This is a genomic window from Rahnella sp. CFA14(1/10) (genome assembly GCF_004195095.1).
Taxonomy (GTDB): Bacteria; Pseudomonadota; Gammaproteobacteria; order Enterobacterales; family Enterobacteriaceae; genus Rahnella; species Rahnella perminowiae.
In genome coordinates, this window is record NZ_SEWS01000009.1 from 140,123 (window position 1) to 155,743 (window position 15,621).

The 15,621-nt window shown below is 49.2% G+C and carries 21 protein-coding genes; 3 read left to right on the forward strand and 18 right to left on the reverse strand.

Features of this window, described 5'->3' with window-relative positions; genetic code table 11:
• The 17 genes from EVX52_RS18420 to EVX52_RS18510 form a co-directional block, all read right to left on the reverse strand.
• On the reverse strand, positions 1–1,050 hold the full coding sequence (locus EVX52_RS18420) for a major capsid protein (RefSeq protein ID WP_129991837.1): 1,050 nt from the start codon (positions 1,048–1,050) through the stop codon (positions 1–3).
• Between the two features lie 108 nt (positions 1,051–1,158).
• Positions 1,159–1,572, reverse strand: a complete 414-nt coding sequence (locus EVX52_RS18425; RefSeq protein WP_129991838.1) for a head decoration protein — start codon at positions 1,570–1,572, stop codon at positions 1,159–1,161.
• The gene (locus EVX52_RS25335) at positions 1,572–2,222 is read right to left on the reverse strand and encodes a DNA primase (RefSeq protein WP_165385187.1); all 651 of its coding nucleotides are present in this window, start codon (positions 2,220–2,222) and stop codon (positions 1,572–1,574) included. The genes EVX52_RS18425 and EVX52_RS25335 overlap by 1 nt, the downstream gene beginning before the upstream one ends.
• 2 nt (positions 2,223–2,224) lie before the next feature.
• Positions 2,225–3,076: a S49 family peptidase gene (locus tag EVX52_RS18440; RefSeq protein ID WP_129991840.1), complete on the reverse strand. Its 852-nt coding sequence runs from the start codon at positions 3,074–3,076 to the stop codon at positions 2,225–2,227.
• Positions 3,073–4,638 carry a phage portal protein gene (locus EVX52_RS18445; RefSeq protein ID WP_129991841.1) on the reverse strand — a complete coding sequence of 522 codons (1,566 nt, stop codon included), beginning with the start codon at positions 4,636–4,638 and terminating at the stop codon, positions 3,073–3,075. The genes EVX52_RS18440 and EVX52_RS18445 overlap by 4 nt, the downstream gene beginning before the upstream one ends.
• Before the next feature lie 71 nt (positions 4,639–4,709).
• The gene (gene gpW / locus EVX52_RS18450; protein ID WP_129991842.1) at positions 4,710–4,973 is read right to left on the reverse strand and encodes a gpW family head-tail joining protein; all 264 of its coding nucleotides are present in this window, start codon (positions 4,971–4,973) and stop codon (positions 4,710–4,712) included.
• Positions 4,974–4,984: 11 nt separating this feature from the next.
• The gene (locus tag EVX52_RS18455) at positions 4,985–7,093 is read right to left on the reverse strand and encodes a phage terminase large subunit family protein (protein WP_129991843.1); all 2,109 of its coding nucleotides are present in this window, start codon (positions 7,091–7,093) and stop codon (positions 4,985–4,987) included.
• Positions 7,035–7,604 (reverse strand): hypothetical protein, encoded by a 570-nt coding sequence (locus tag EVX52_RS18460; protein ID WP_129991844.1) that lies wholly within the window; start codon positions 7,602–7,604, stop codon positions 7,035–7,037. The genes EVX52_RS18455 and EVX52_RS18460 overlap by 59 nt, the downstream gene beginning before the upstream one ends.
• Positions 7,605–7,866: 262 nt before the next feature.
• Positions 7,867–8,070: a terminase gpA endonuclease subunit gene (locus tag EVX52_RS18465; protein ID WP_129991845.1), complete on the reverse strand. Its 204-nt coding sequence runs from the start codon at positions 8,068–8,070 to the stop codon at positions 7,867–7,869.
• A gap of 20 nt (positions 8,071–8,090) precedes the next feature.
• Positions 8,091–8,735, reverse strand: coding sequence for a hypothetical protein (locus tag EVX52_RS18470; RefSeq protein ID WP_129991846.1), 645 nt, complete (start codon positions 8,733–8,735; stop codon positions 8,091–8,093).
• Between the two features lie 304 nt (positions 8,736–9,039).
• Positions 9,040–9,510: an Ig-like domain-containing protein gene (locus EVX52_RS18475; RefSeq protein ID WP_235173107.1), complete on the reverse strand. Its 471-nt coding sequence runs from the start codon at positions 9,508–9,510 to the stop codon at positions 9,040–9,042.
• An 80-nt stretch (positions 9,511–9,590) separates the two neighbouring features.
• Positions 9,591–10,124 carry a hypothetical protein gene (locus tag EVX52_RS18480; RefSeq protein WP_129991848.1) on the reverse strand — a complete coding sequence of 178 codons (534 nt, stop codon included), beginning with the start codon at positions 10,122–10,124 and terminating at the stop codon, positions 9,591–9,593.
• The gene (locus tag EVX52_RS18485) at positions 10,117–10,647 is read right to left on the reverse strand and encodes a lysozyme (protein ID WP_129991849.1); all 531 of its coding nucleotides are present in this window, start codon (positions 10,645–10,647) and stop codon (positions 10,117–10,119) included. Before EVX52_RS18485 ends, EVX52_RS18480 begins: the two co-directional genes overlap by 8 nt.
• Positions 10,648–10,649: 2 nt before the next feature.
• On the reverse strand, positions 10,650–10,877 hold the full coding sequence (locus tag EVX52_RS18490) for a phage holin (protein ID WP_129991850.1): 228 nt from the start codon (positions 10,875–10,877) through the stop codon (positions 10,650–10,652).
• Between the two features lie 94 nt (positions 10,878–10,971).
• Positions 10,972–11,379 carry a type II toxin-antitoxin system HicB family antitoxin gene (locus EVX52_RS18495; RefSeq protein ID WP_129991851.1) on the reverse strand — a complete coding sequence of 136 codons (408 nt, stop codon included), beginning with the start codon at positions 11,377–11,379 and terminating at the stop codon, positions 10,972–10,974.
• A gap of 50 nt (positions 11,380–11,429) precedes the next feature.
• On the reverse strand, positions 11,430–11,606 hold the full coding sequence (locus EVX52_RS18500; protein ID WP_129991852.1) for a type II toxin-antitoxin system HicA family toxin: 177 nt from the start codon (positions 11,604–11,606) through the stop codon (positions 11,430–11,432).
• Between the two features lie 840 nt (positions 11,607–12,446).
• On the reverse strand, positions 12,447–13,148 hold the full coding sequence (locus tag EVX52_RS18510; RefSeq protein ID WP_129991854.1) for a hypothetical protein: 702 nt from the start codon (positions 13,146–13,148) through the stop codon (positions 12,447–12,449).
• A gap of 556 nt (positions 13,149–13,704) precedes the next feature.
• Between EVX52_RS18510 and EVX52_RS18515 the strand changes: the two genes are divergently transcribed.
• The 3 genes from EVX52_RS18515 to EVX52_RS18525 are packed head-to-tail and all read left to right on the forward strand — an operon-like array spanning position 13,705 to position 15,252.
• Positions 13,705–14,613 (forward strand): hypothetical protein, encoded by a 909-nt coding sequence (locus EVX52_RS18515; protein WP_129991855.1) that lies wholly within the window; start codon positions 13,705–13,707, stop codon positions 14,611–14,613.
• A 1-nt stretch (position 14,614) separates the two neighbouring features.
• Positions 14,615–14,866 (forward strand): hypothetical protein, encoded by a 252-nt coding sequence (locus EVX52_RS18520; RefSeq protein WP_129991856.1) that lies wholly within the window; start codon positions 14,615–14,617, stop codon positions 14,864–14,866.
• Positions 14,863–15,252, forward strand: coding sequence for a hypothetical protein (locus tag EVX52_RS18525; RefSeq protein ID WP_129991857.1), 390 nt, complete (start codon positions 14,863–14,865; stop codon positions 15,250–15,252). Before EVX52_RS18520 ends, EVX52_RS18525 begins: the two co-directional genes overlap by 4 nt.
• Positions 15,253–15,259: 7 nt before the next feature.
• Here the strand turns inward: EVX52_RS18525 and EVX52_RS18530 are convergent, their stop codons facing one another.
• Positions 15,260–15,610: an antiterminator Q family protein gene (locus EVX52_RS18530; RefSeq protein WP_129991858.1), complete on the reverse strand. Its 351-nt coding sequence runs from the start codon at positions 15,608–15,610 to the stop codon at positions 15,260–15,262.
• Positions 15,611–15,621: the final 11 nt, after the last annotated feature.

Here is a 15,621-nt window from a genome sequence, read left to right on the forward strand (position 1 = left end):
TCAGACCACCTTCGCACAAAGGGCTGCGTTAACCCGGCTTGGGATAACGATCGGAGAAGACTGCATCAGCAGGAAGCGCTGCGCTGGGTCTTCCTTCACCCAGCTTTTTGGCGCATACGCCATCGGCCCGTAGTTGAAGGCGGGATCGATGATGGCACCAAACGCACGGGTTCCCATCAGATCCGGACCCGACATAACCACTGAACCGTCTGCGAACATCGGAGTTTCAACATTGGTATCCGGGTCGATGAACCAGTCGTTGTAAAGCCAGAGTGTATACTGCCCCCAGAAACCTTTACAGACAGCGCCTTTCGCAATCTGCGGGCCCGGATTGATGATGTTGCCGGATGGGTTTTGCGCTGGCAGGATAATGGCACCTTTCAGCGACGTATCGAGCTTGAACGCGCGCCATGAGGCGTTAGTGAAGACAATGTCCGTCGCCTGTGCGCCAGATTTTTGCAGGATCAACGCCTGCCATTCTTCAATATCATCCGTTGGTTGGGTGTTGGTAGCGCCAACCGCAACGCTGGTCGGCCATTTATCTGCCCCGCTGAGCGCGATGGTTAACGATGGATCGCGACCAAAATCAACAACGGTCGTCGGGAAACCATCACCTTTAATGGTGACGGTGCCGGTGGCGATTGCGCTGCAGCCCATCCACTCGAGTCTACGATTCAAAATATCAATCTGGTCGCTCATTTCGAACTGGATGTTCAGCATTTCACGTTCTGCGGCGGTGTATTCGCCGCCAATACGTTCACCAATCTGGCGGCGGATCGGTTTACGCAGGTCAGGGGCGCGCTTATCTTTGATGTAGGCAGGCTTGAACTTGTCGGTCTGGTAACGACGACTTTCCACCAACTTGCCTTCGACCAGCGGTGAGCAGAACGGTGCCATGCGGCGCAGACCGATGTCTACGTCAATCGCCACATACTCATCGTCACTTGTCACGATGTTCGGGAAAAAACGGTCGAGGATGAAGTTTTGTGACGTCATCAGATTGGGCACCAACCCGACCAGCGACACGGTATCGTAAATAGTTTGGGACATGGCTTATTCTCTCTGTGTCCCGGCCAACAGGTCGGGATAAATAAAAGACGCACAACGCCCTGCCCGGTGAAGGGCATGCGAAGAAGGCGATTAAATTAAAACGGGTGTTTAGCTGGCAGGTGCCTGAACGCTGTCGCGCAGGAAGATACCAAACGGACGGAGCGCGGGCTTGAGCGTCGCGAGCGTCCAACTCGCATCAAAGGTAATGCGGTTCTTGTTGATTTCGGCCATCAAATATACGCCAGCTAACGTGTCCGCCGCGGTGGCATCAGCATCATCGGCCAGAATAGCTTGGGGAACCTGGCTACCATCGGTAGCGGTAGCCACACTCAGGGTATATTTACCCGATGCAGTAACCACGCCAAGCACGGTACCACGCTTATAAGTTGCTGCCGATCCGGTCAAAATGGTGACTGTATCGGACACAACCTGCAAAGGACCAGACAGTAACTGATCCGGAACGAAGGTGTCATGCTGTACGCCCGGCACCCAGGCGTTTTCTCCTACCTGATTCACAGTCATTATTTTTTACCTTTTACCTGGTTATAGAGAGCGGCCGCACGGGCAACCACGGAGTTTGCGGCTGGGGCGCCGGCATCAGCATTACCCAACTGATGGTTTTCAACTTTTGCCATACGTTCGTCCAGAGACATACGGCGGGGCTGCGATGCCACCGGTACCGGGCCAGAGCTTGCCATCACCCGGATGGCGGCTGCGGAACTCATGCCGGTAGTAATCGCCAGTGATACAGCCAGAGGACCTTTACCTGTGGCATATTTACTGCTAAGGATACGGGAAATGCGATTGCGCTCAGCGCGGCGACCTTTCTTGACGTCACGATCATCTTCATCGTCGTCTCCGTCGTCTTCATCGCCTTCATCTTCTTCGGCGTCCGCATCATCGTCGTCATCTTCCGCACGGCGGGATTTGGCCTTTTTAGACTTTTCCTTGTCCTTATCATCTTCGTCGTCAGAATCATCACCATCGTCTTCTGCGCGTTTTGATTTTTTGGACTTGTCTTTGTTTTCTTTGTCGTCCTGATCGTCGCTGTCGTCCTCTTCCGCACGACGGCCTTTGGCCTTTTTGGACTTTTCTTTTTCGTCTTCATCATCTTCGGACGCATTAGCACCGCGACCAAAAAGGTGACCAAACCCTCTGATTTTCATCGACATCTTTATTCTCCAACTAGTTGTAATAAATCGCGGAATGCCGCATCAGGCGAGGCCACTTGATCAGCCAGCCCCAGTTGCACACCGTCGGCGCCAAGGAAACAGGCGGCTTCGGTATCCCGGACGGTTTTTTCTGTGATCCCGCGATTGCGGGAGACGGTACTCACGAACAGGCGGCCCATTTCATCAATATCAGACTGAATGGCTTTACGCGCCGTTTCGCTTAAAGGTTCATACGGATTGGACTCTGCCTTACGGTCACCGTAGGTAATGATGGTGACCGCAAGGCCGTCTTTTTTGATTTTCTGCGACCAGTCAACGTGCATCACAATGACGCCAACAGAACCGACGCCGCCTGTACGCGGCACGATTATCTTGTCCGCCGCACTCGCCAGTGCGTAAGCAGCGGAATAGGCGCTTTCGGATAAAATGGCCCAGACCGGCTTACTGCCGCGCGCGGCATAAATCTCGTCGACAAGGTCAAAACACCCTGCGACTTCGCCGCCGGGCGAATCAATATCCAGACAGATGGCTTTGACCTCACCGTCATTCAACGCCTGCAGGAAGCAGGCGCGAATGCCGTCATAGCCAGTCATCCCGCTGTAGGGCCGCAAGGTGCCGAGTTTCTGCACTAACGTGCCCTGAATCGGGATCACTGCGATACCTTCCACTACGTCATACCCTGTATCGCGGGCCTGCCTGGAAAATGAATCGTCATCATCATCCCAGTCAGACATAGACTGTATGCGTGTCAGGCCGAAACGGTCAGTCAGCGCAGCCATCACCACTTCGGCCTTTCGAGGATGCAGCGCCAGCGGCGTGTTAAATAGGCGCTGCGCTAAGTGCGGTAAATTCACTGTGCCTCCGGATCTTTAATTGTTTGAGGTGCGAAAGTGTCCGCCTGCGCCCATGTTGGTACAGGCAGTCCGCGTTCTTTAAAGGCTTCGATCTCGCGGGCACGCTGGTCCAGCAATTCTTCCCAGTCTTCGCCAACGTTTTCTGAGACTTCCATTTCCAGCGTTGACATGCCGGAATCCATACCGAGGATCGCACCCTTTTTCTCTGCAACCGGATCGACCCAACCACGTCCCGGCCCCATCCACTGTGCACGGCAATAGGCAGCTTTGGCCGCCAGAAATTCCGGGGCGCCAGCAGGAAGAGGTACCTCCCCGAGGTCATGGAGTTCTTCGATAAAGCTGCTGAATATTGGTTGTGCAAAACCACTGGCAAAATCATCACGACGACGTGTCAGGGTTTTCCAGGCTTCCAGCATCGCGGAGCGCGCTGAACTGTAATTGACATCGGACCAGTCCTGTGTTAACTGCTGCGTTGAGATACCCAGCGCGGCGGCGCAGTTACGGAGCGCAGCGCTTTCGAAAGCGACAAAGTTACTAATCGGGCGCGTTGCATTAACGGTCGTTATTTCTTCACCAGGCGCAAGAATGGGAATGCGCGCCCCGCTCTGCAGAGACAGGCGGTTATCCTGATGAAACTCGGTACGCATATCCTGATATTCGAGTACATCATCCGTTCTGAGTCCGTCTTCGAATAGCCGTGGATCGTATGGGGAAGTGACGTAAGCCCCAAAGATAGCGTTGAGGATTGATGCTTCCAGTTCGACTTCGTCGTACTTGATCAGCATTTTTAAGCGCTGAACAATTGGCGTAAAAATACTTGTTCCCCGGTGCTGGGCAGCCCTGTCACCGTCAAAATCGTGGACAACGATCGGGCGGCCCCAGGATGTTTCACGCGGAACGCGCTCCCACGTCATCGTTTTCTCTGCGCTCCACCAGTCCCCCATATGCGCTTTGCGTATGTGATACGCCAACGGCACACCGTCATCATCGATTTCCACCCCACCGCGAATTTTCAGCATGTCAAAAACCTGCTGAGGATTACTTAGGCGGTCTGGATCGATAATCTGAATCGTTGTGGCGTATCGTGCCCGCCCATGCCCGAGCCTGTCAGTTCGGTATTGCAGGACAGCCAGCGCATCTCCATCAACCAACTTGTGGCGGAAGGCAAGTCTGAGCATCTGGGAAACTGTTTTCTTACGCTCAACATCACAATAACGACTGGGGTCATTTGCCCATGTACGCCAGGCTGCTTCCACAGCCCGTCCGTATTGATCTGCCCATGTCGCATCAAACGCTTTTATCCCGGTCTGCATGGCCAGCGCGCGATAGTCCACTTTTGCGATCGGGCGAAAATTAGCACCGATGGCATTATCTAAAATTCGGGTAACGCTGCCGGACGCCCATCCGTCATTTCGGGCCATGTCGCGCACGCGCGAAACAATGCGGTCGCGGTAAATATTGACTTCATTATCTGGCGACCAAAGAGCCGGCTGCCAGTTAGCCATCGCATCACTGAAGGAATCAGCAGCGTCATAAGGAACACGACCCGATCCGTTTAGCATTGATGCCCGGCGATTAGAGGGAGGTAGTGGCCGCCCATTGGGGCCAAGGATCCTGACTTCTCCAGTTTTCATCAGTACCTAAACCTTAACGTCCTGCGCGGACGCCGCACAATGCCCAACTGGGCCTGCAGAAGCTGAATAAATGCAGTGAGTTGTCCGATATCAGTTTGCTGAAAACTCACGGAACGGGTGCCATCTCCCTGTGCATACGAAAAAGAAACACCTTTTGCACCGGTTGAAAGCTCGATATAAGCCTGCTGAGCAGCCGTCAGCGCTGCCGTTAATTGGTCACGAGTCAGCGCACCAGCCAATAAACTGGAGTTGGGATCAAACATAGGATTCCTTTTTAATTAGCCAGGCGTTTGTGAATAGGTTTGCGCTGAGGTTTTTCAGGTTCGGTAATGATGACGCCAGGTAAACGCAGATCCTGCTTTTCTTCAGGTTCCGGGGCCGGAGGCAATAACGTTTCAGGGTTATTCTCCAGCGCAATTACTTTGGCGTTTAATTTAAGGCCAGAGTGGAACAATCCACATAAAGCGGCATAGGCATACACACGGCAGTCCAGCGCCTCATTGGCTTTCCCATTCGGAAGTTCCCATACGCTGTACCGCTGGCCGGCAGCCTCTTTCATCACTAAACGTTCGGACGTTAGCTGTGTGAAATAGCCCATATCCCGATCCGTTGAGAAATGCATATAGCCGGGACCCGGCTGCTCAATATGTAAACGTGACCTTATTGAATCCTTTGCAGAGTTAACGCCCAAAATAATTGGCCTGAATTTTGCGCGAGTCTTCGAGGTTGGCCGTTTGTTCGGCCAGATTGGTGAACGTTTCCCCGTGGTGGCAGATTCGCCTTTGATCGCCCAGATTCTTCGCCCAAGCCTTTCCTGCGAGAACTCATACACTTTTTGCGTATGGTTACCGCCCGAGTCATGGCAGGCCGCCATAATGGTAAAACCCCGGCCATCAGCGCGGCGCCATATCTGTTTCAGATAAGCATCCAGCCTCAGCCAGGGTTCAGCAGTTTCCAAATCGCCTTCAATCACGTCGAAAGCAACTGACCAGCTTTCTTCATCTTTACCCCAGCCGACGACTTCAATTTCAAGCCGGTCATTTTGGGTATCAATACCGGCCGTAAGAACTGCTACACCATCAGGTACTTCGGCGTTGAACACCTCGCGGCGCGCCAGCAGAACGTCAACAGGAAGTCTTTTCCCATAATTAGGCCGATGAGGAAGCCCCATCTGGGTATTCCACCACGCCAACTCTTTATCGGGGTCACCCTTGGCTTTCAGATATTTTTCCGCGATATCTGACGGCTTATCTTTTTGCCAAGGGCTAAATAACTTTGAAGCCTGAAATCCAGCGTGAATATTGTCGACCGCCATTTTCCCGCAGTCCGGGCAAGTAACCCGGTGTACCGCATGCCTTTCAGACGCTGACCAGGTCCAAACCTTACTGACCGCTGTAACGTCGTCAGCGTGCCATGCCTGCTCATAGAGATTAAGCGGGATATGCCGCGTTCCGCAGCACTCGAAAGGTTTTGTCTGATGCCATTGAATTGTTCTTAACGCACGAAGCCTGTCACCTTCAGACCATCCGGTGCCGCAGCTTTCACAGTGGATCATCGCCTGTTTGGTGTTGTGTTTATCAGCCTCTGACGGCCAGTGAATATGCTTAAAAAAATCAGGGAACTGGCGGTGTCCACAGTGCGGGCACGCCATCGATGCACGACGTTGATCTGAATCTTCATAACTCGCTGCGATCCGGCTTTCGTCTTCCACCGTCGGAGAACAAGCGCGGACGGAAAGCCAGTTCAGCCCGAATGTTGCTGTGCGCTCCTCGGCTAGCGTTATCGGATCGCCTTCGCGGGTGATAGGGTATTTATCCACCTCATCGGCCAGCAGCACGCGGATCGGGCGACGCGCGAGGTTATCAGGACTACCCGCGCCAGCAAGCGCCAGAAAGCCACCGGTAAAAGATTTATAAAGCAGCGTTTCTTTTGAATTTTTTTGCTTATTGCCGCCGATCAGGTCACGAAGAACCGGGGTAACACGCACCAGCGGCGTAATGCGCTCTTTTGAAAATTGCTCTGCAGCGTCTTCTTTTGGCTGGAGGAGCAGCATCGGGCACGGATCGAGGTGCGCAAAATAACCGAACAGGTTTTCAAGTAATGCCGTCTTCATTAGCTGAGTGCAGCACATCACTGTAATGATATGAACGCCTGATTCTGTTGCAGCCAGCATAGGGCCGCGTGCTATTTCTACGGTTTCGGTTTCCCAGTTGCCGGAGGTGCTGCCCGCTTCTTTCGCGAGCTTACGATAACGGTCTGCCCAATCCGGCACGCTGATACGCGGCGGCGGTGTCCAGCCCTTCCTTATACTGCTTAAAAGTCTGTCACGTTTCGTCTGGGTTAAATTCAGGCTCGCCGAGTCCGGAGATGTGTTTATGGACATGTTCGATTAACACCTCGGTCATTCTGTCAGCTGGAACGCCCAGATCAGCCGCCATCAGAGGCGCTACGCGTGACGGCCAGTTCATCCAGGCGTCACGTTGCTGGCGGAACGCTGCGAATAACACAGCTTCAGCGACAGAGAGCTCGACCAGTTGACCATCCTCTTTCTCGAATTCGAGCTTTGTTAACAGGGCAAGATAGTTCTCTTTGATCCTGCTGGCTTCTTCTCTCGACATTTCAGCGCCGGTCGCCAACATGATTTGTTTAACCGCCGCGTCAGTGTCTGAATTATCTCTAAGTCCGATATCAGCCTTCGCCGGTTTATTTTTGGCCGCATTTTTCGTCCGGGGATCTTTACCGTCACGCAGCATGATGAGGGCTTTGTCGGTAGCTTCTACATCAATGAGGCTACCGTCGAGAACGACATATTTCCCTGCTTTAACCCACCGACCGATCGTCTTCCGATCTACACCAGCGTGTTTCGCATATTCAATTTGCGTCATCGTTGTCATGGGACATTTTCCTCGATGGGACAGTGGGACATTCAAATGGGACATTTTTTTGTGTCTCACCTAAATGTCCCATGCAAATATCAATCGCAAAACACCCGCAAAGCCACGCGGCGTAAGGGCTGGTAATAATTAGTGCATAAATATGCACGTGGGACATGGGACACAAAATGAAAAATTCATAGCTGGTGAAACTGTGCGGCGCGCAATGCCCGTGCAATAGAAAGGACCGGGGAAGGACCCATTTTTTTATCGATAACTATTATCACTTGATGGTGACGATTGCATGGGGTGGCAGGCGATAATCCACTTCATTACCTGTTCCCTGCAAAACCGCGCAACCCTTACACCAGCCGACTATTTCAATTTCAAACCGGTCGGCTCTGATATCAATAGCGGCCGTAAGAACTGCTACATCAACTGGGATAGATTTAACGCTTGGGATAATATTTGTTTTGCTGTTGACCATTTTATCCGCCTATTTTCAGATTACTTTGCTGTCTTCAACGCCTCACTGATCGCCTTGCTTATCGCTCTTGGCATCAGCGTTGCAGCCATCTTCTCTGCCCTGTCCATGTATCCCAGCGTGGGCTTAACGGGGAGAGCGTCACCAAACCGAATCAGCAACTTCGGCATAGGGTTCTTCTCACGCTCACGGCGCGTGCCATTAGCTGAGCGCTTCTGGCGCTTCTTACCCTTCTTGCTCTTTTTCACTTTCACCCGCTGCCAGACACCGTTGATTCCATCGATATCCCCGATAAACACGTTTGACTTTGCCTTGAGTTGGGAGAGCTTATTTCGTCCTAAGTTACCGTACTTGTTCAGTTTGACGTCTTTGGGATTTAGCAGCGCATTGCCATTGAGCTTATGTACACCACCGAACTCGAGCGGCTCCAGATAACCGGCAGCAATATCACGGACAAAGACTGTAGCAGTGAGATTGTCACGTCGAGCACCGACAGATCCAACAGCGTTCACCGTAAAGGGTGTTGGACTCTCAAGCTTACGCTGGAAAGCGGTTTTCTCTGCTGCAGCTATTTGACGGGCGACGCTGGTCAGCGCTTGTGCAGTGGCGAAAGGTATTTGTTTTTTTAACGACTGAAGTTTTACAGAAAGGTCTTTGATATCGGCCACGGGTCACCACGTGAAATTTCTTCAATGGGCTTGTTTTCGCCAATCTCAGGCATAGGATTGATCTGGGTATTACACACACAGAAAATAGGGAAAAAATGAAGAAAATAATCTTTGCCTTACTCGCTTTAGCTTTGACACTTCCAATGCCATCAATGACCTTTGCAAAAGGTGGTCATTACTATCCGAGCCACGGCTCATCACATAAAGGAGGAAAATACTACAATCCGAGCACTGGAAACCATTATGTGAAAAGACATTAATCATCAGTATTTGAGCCACCTTATATAGGTGGCTCATGAAAGGCTCAAAGGTATTTATCTTTCAGTGCAACCAGATCGGCTTCTGCGTCTTTGCCCAGAACTTCGATACCGTGTTCGATGAATGCGACCACTTTATTGAAATCGTCTTTCAGTGCTTCCAGCGGGGATAAGGCTGCGGTCGCGGCGTCCACTGCTGGAATTGGATTAACCACATCAGTTCCATCTGCTGGCACAGCAATAAATGTAACCAGCGCAGTTACTGATACTGAACCGTCAGGAAGTGACGCAGTTAATGCCGCATTTCCAGCAGTGTTGCTTACGAGAGTTACGGTTACATTCCCGGATCCGTCGGTAATTGCATGATCGAAGCCAATAACAGCACCAGCGACGGAGAAATCTAATTGAGTGCTGCTTACTGGATTACCAGCATCATCGGTGGCTGACGCCAGCATGAGAATTGGTGATGTGCCATCAGCAGGTTGCGAATTGTTAATTGAGGTTAACGATAATTTCACGGTGTTTTCCTTCGGTTGGGATTCAGTCGCTGGGACTGGCGTGTAGAAAAAGGCTTTAATGCTTGCCCATAGGCGCTTAATCATTTCTGTCTGGCCTCATCTGCCTGTTTGATGCCGTCGAGCTGGTTATTTAGCTGGTCTATCGTCGTGAGCAACGGGTCAATCCAGTAAACAGCCTGCCCGTATGTCAATCGGCAGCCGGTGGAAGCGGTGGGGGTACTTTCTGCAGCAGGCTGGCCGGTATCGGTGTGCATTGCGCTGGCACGTAAACTGTTCGTGTATTCGAGCAGCCGGTCAGCAACAGCAGAATCAACACACTTGCTGCTGGCAGGATCGCGTTTAATAATCGTCCGGTATTCAATTTCTCTCTCCTGGCTTTTACCAACGATTTGCACTGCGTATAGCTGTGCAGCGCCAGCAATCTGATTTGAGCGCTGAAAATTAAATGCCTGGGTTGAAATGGTTTCTGACTGAAGAGCGTTATCTGACTGGAGCTTGTTGACCTGCCCTTTCGCTTCTACGGATTGACCGTAAAAATGAAATGCCAGAAATATCATCAGCGCGATAAATCCGGCCGCTAACGCCGTGGCCGCGACGCGAAAATAATTAACCATCGAGCCCCCAACACGTCATCTCGCTTTCCTGATCACGTCTGATTACCTGTCCGGCGCAGTTGTTCGCGCGAATTCGGCAATCTTTCCCACCGTCCCAGATCCAGCGCTTTATCTCAGCGCATGCCCCGAGCCGGTCCCCGGAGTTCAGCTTCCGGTAGAAAGTTGAAGTGAAGCATTTCGCCGGACCAATATTCCACGGGCAGAATGATGCGATCCCAACTTTTTGCGGTTCAGTCAGGGGGGCGTAAACATTTTTGCCGACCCAAGCCAGTGCTTTGGCCTGTTCCACTTTATCGATAGCATCACATTGGGTCAGCGTAAGGCGCATACCTCTATAAACAGGTTTTCCGTTTACTGCAGTGACACCGCCGCAAATAGTCCATTTCCCGCCTTGATCCTGATAAGCAATCAGGCTGGTTCCCTCTTTTTCTTTCTGAAACTGAGCCATCATGACGGGAGCTGAGGCACCAGCGGCAATCAGCGCCAGCATGGCAGCGCTGAGTTTTGTTTTCAGGTTTGCCATAGTCAGTCCTCGTCACGCCGCACCATATTATGTTTTCTGTCCCAAACCTTAAAAATGATGTTGCAGAGGCATGTAATAAAGGCGAACAGCAAAGTGCCGAGTACGCCTATGGCTGCCCATTGATCTGGAGTGTGTGAGTTAAGGAATTCATTGAACCAGTAGGCCGCGCCGCCGAGCGATGTTCCATAAGAAACGGCTGACGTAACCGCGCTCGTTTTATCCATCTTCATGGTCTCCCCCTCCGGTCATCCGGTTGGGTGCATAGTTATTGGGAAATAAAAAAGGCCACCCGAAGGCAGCCTTAAAGGAGAGGTAAACGACTTTTTAATTAACCAGAATCTCTAACCGTTTTCCGAGGGCGGCGAGCGCCGCCTCAGTAGTATCAATCTTTGTATTATGCCCAAGTGTCACAATCCGCTGAACCTCCTGAGGCTTCAGATTCATTCGCCGAGCTAACTCTGCGTTTGAGGTTCCAGTCTCGAGCATTGCATTAAGCAAAAGAACTTTTGCCCAGATGCTTGCAGGTACTGTCACGAAGTCATCACCTGATTCACCAGGCATCGGCACAGATTGGTTATCTTCGAAGTAAAATTCAAACGCAGTAACCAAAGCGTCACGCGCCATTTCTAACGCCTCTTCTCTGGTATCACCCTGCGTTAACGCTTCCGGTATATCGGGGAAACTCACGAAGTACCCGTCGCCGTCTTTCTCTAATTTAACTGGATATCGCATATTTAATACGATGAATCTTTGCGAGTAACCAGCCCCGAAGGGCCGGTTTGTTAATTTAGACCTAACTGCTTGAGTATGGCCTTTCGCAGTGGTTCTTTTATCTCAGAGCTGGGATGCCTTGGCATTACGCTTCGCTTCCCGTTAAATCTCAGTTTCAAGTGGTTAGTACCGTTTGAAACTTCGACCCCCTGCGACTCAAGCCACCGCCTGAACTCGCTCTGCTTCACCGCCTCCTCCTGTTTGTTTAACTTGAGATGATTATAAACATTTTTGTTTATAGGCACAAGCTAAATTATAAACATTTTTGTTTATTTTCAGAGGTTGCGAACTCTTGCCACAAATAGGTGTAACCATTCTGTGGTCTCTCCGTTTACTGTTGCATTTTTCTATACATCAGAAACGCAAAAACCCGCGCATTGGCGGGTTCAAATAACTTTTGTAATTAAAGATGTAGTCCCTGCCCCACCCGGCGCTTATCTCCGGCACTCTTAATGGCTTAGCTCTTGAAGGGGCCAAATCATAATCTCAGATTAATCCCGGTGACATTTAACAATTTTTGCGAAATTAACCATTTTCAGACCAACAAAGTACAACATTGTGATCCAGACCCAATAATCAGCGACCATTGCAGCACCGATGAAACAGACAAGGCACCCCGTTGGAATAATAGATTTCTCTAACTAATAATGCCGAACAGCTTTGCCCACTCTTCTATCTGGGATCGATATATAAACTGAATAGACGGCGGAGAGTAAGGGCCTTCGCCTTCTACAACTTGTGCAAGGCAAGGAAATTCTTTGGGCGCCCGTCTCAGCATTTCTCTTTCAAGCTCGTCCGCGTCGAAAAGCGAAGGAAATTCCTCATCCAAGTGAAGGTAGCCGTTTAGCATCCATTCGCGATACTCAAATTCGTTAGTTAGTAACTTCATGCCGATGGTCTCATATGATGTTTTATATAAGATAGCAGGCATTTAACAAATAAACGAAGATGCAAATCCACATTTCAGAAACGCAAAAGCCCCGTAATGTGTGAGGCTCATAAACTGAGGAGTTTTTTGTTTATTCAGGTTAACGCGGCTTCAAAACTACCCCTTTTGGCAAACACTGAGGAACAAGATTCCAACCGCTGTCGTTCGTATCAACATTGCAGAAAAGATTTCCTTTCCTGTCGATCAATACAACGGGGAAGAATGCCCCATGATCATCATGCTCAATCTTTTCTACTATTACCTTGCCGTTGCTAACGCCTTTAAAGCTGCCAGCAGTTAGGAAGTTCTCATCCCCTTGCGTAGATCCATTTGCTGGGAATGAAATGTAATGAATGGCGCGGCTTGTAGCCCATGCATCTGTCGAGAAATAAAGCGTCGCGGTGTTCCTGTCATAAAAATTTATTGAGATATTTTTAAACGTGTCTTTGGGTGATTCTGCATAATTAGGATTATTTTCAACAATATTCCTCATTTGCACGCGGCCATCTTTCAGTTGGTAGACCGCTATGATTCGTCCAACATGATTTTTGGAGCTATACAACCCCACGTATAAAAAATCAACGTTCTTACCAATTCCAGAGGCTGATGTTAAAACTTCATCCTCAGATTGTTTTATTTTTGATGTGATATCTTTCCCATCCAGGCAAATAGCAGATGGTTTAAACACAAAATTATCCATACTTTCCATTGGCGCGGATAGGCCGGAAAGGAGTGGGCAATCCGCAAGTGCTATAAGCGGAAAGCAGAATATGGACAAGGCTACTATTAACTTCTTAAGCATGAGTTGCTCTCTTCTTTTATTAGAGTCTGCATCTCTGATATACCCAGAAGGTCTGTCAGTCAATACTCAGCATATTATGAAAAAAACAAAATTTTATGCCACTTTCGCTGTGGCCGCGCCCATGCCCTTGGGTGTTCTGTCGCTCCTCGCCGCTAATAACCGGTGCGCGTTTGGCTGGCGCGCTGCTCTACCGGTATGCCTTCTTCTTTAATAACCCTCACCAGCGCATATTGCAGTTCGGATCTGCATCTGGCTCCCTGTAGGACTCGGGGCAGCATCATTACTGCTGCATTGGCTGACGCCTGCGGTCTATCCGTTTACGTATGCATTTTTCGTCCCTCCAGAAACGACAAAACCCCGCCGGAGCGAGGTTCTGAGATTGTCTAAGCTTTGTGACTACGTAACCGACCTTAACAGATTACAAGAGTTTTTGCGTACGCGTTAGTAATTTTGTATTCTTCAGATCCATTAATCGATCTCGGCTTTTAATTACTCGTCAAATACATGCTTTAATTTTAATTAAATAAAAACAATAACTTATTGGAATTAATAAATTATGACTAAACAGCAAGAAGTTTCTTCTGATACGGAAGTGGTCCAAAAATTCAGCGTACATTATGGCGCAGCGGAAGGCTCAGACCTTGATAAGCATAAAATGAATGCTTATGACTTAGGAATGGCAATAGTCGAGTTCGCTAAAATGGTTAACCGTGCGGACGATATAATTAACAAACAGAGCACATTAGAGCTAGAAGTAACTGCTCCAGCGAAAGAAGGCTCCCTAATCATTGAATTCGCGCTGCTCATAAAAAGCACGGGAGCGCTTGAAGTCATGAAATATTTGGGGATTAGTCTTGCTTCAGGAGCGGTCGCTTATGGGTCTGCACTGGGAGTGGCTAAGAAATTGAGGGATAAGCGGATTCTTGAAGTAAAAAGTGAAACCGGTTCTGATAAAGCAACGCTCGTTTTAGATGATGAAGAAATTACTTGCAACAAGACTGTTGCCCTGCTTGTTTCTGACCCAGTCATCAGGCAATCTATGAATGAAATTATTACCCAACCCCTGAACTCTGAAACAAAACCTACCTTCAAAATCGAAATGGATGGAGAAGATGTTTTCAGAGTTGAAGATGATGAGATCCAAGATTACACACCTCTCCCTAAAGCATCGCTTTCGCATCAAAAAGTTGAATCGATAACCGCTAATGTTCTATTAACACAGGTTAATTTTGATTCGAGCCGCGGCTGGAAGATGCTTTACGAAGGAAAGGAGATTGCGGTCAAGATGGAGGATAACTCCTTCATGGCCCGGGTAGAACATAGTGAAAAAAGTTTCACAAAGGGTGACATGTACGAGGTTGCACTGTCTATAATTTCCAAGACCACAGCGCGATCTCAACGTACTGAATATGTAATCACAAGGGTGATACGCCACCGAGCCTCTGCAGATAGGAAACTCTTTTAACGTGAGCGAAGTTGAAGCGATCAGTATCATTTCTCAATTTATAGGATGGGCAGGCTTAATAGCCTTTGTCCCCTTGCTGTATCGCTTTGGCTATGCTTTCTCGTACTACTTGACTGGAAGACTAAAAAAACACCAAAAGCTTATCATTCAGTACAAAAAGGATGATCAGATCATCAATGAGATTGTGGTTAATCTCGATTCAAAGTCCCCGTTAATCAAACAAATTGAAGCTGCCAAGCGAGGAACTCTATGAGTACAGTTCCTCACGATAATGCTGTTGGCTTAAAGGCGGCAGTAGGAAGTACCGCTAGCATTGGTTCAATATTAATTGGCTTAGCAAATTTTATACCTGGAGATTCTGGAAAAATTTTCACACTTTTAGTACCTGTGATTAGCTCTGCGATTTCTTGGTTTGGGATTTACTGCTACAACCGTTGGATGGAACCCCAGGCAGTGGTTTCTTGGCGATCAGCACTAAAAATGGACTTAAAAGAGCAATTAGAGGTAATTAACGACATTAACTGCGATGAAGCTACGAAAACACAAGCTCGGGAGGTTTACTCCCGAACTAAGATGAAGTTGGCGACCTTGAGGCAAGATTATGCATCAGGAACGTTAAACATTCGCTCCTCTGATTAAGTGATTTTTAAAAACTGCTTAGCATAGAAAGGCAACCATCGATAAATCCTTGCGCTGTCTGCATATCCTTCCTAACAGTTCCGTCTGAGCATTTTCGTCTTTTCGCAATTGATCTTAGCGATACAGCAAAAACATAATGCAAAATAACTAATTCATACTCTTCCATTCTATATTTTTTAAGCCTTGCTACGCATCCGTCAATCATAATTCCCTCGTCATCAGAGCATTGCAGCCTGGGCTTGGAAGCTTGGGGAAGTAACCCTTTGAATCCAGCCGCGATCGGGGAAAAATCCACACCACTATTGTCGCTGGCTGCCCATGCCCCCCAAAGTTCTAATGTCTCATCAATATCACGCATTATTCTCTCCA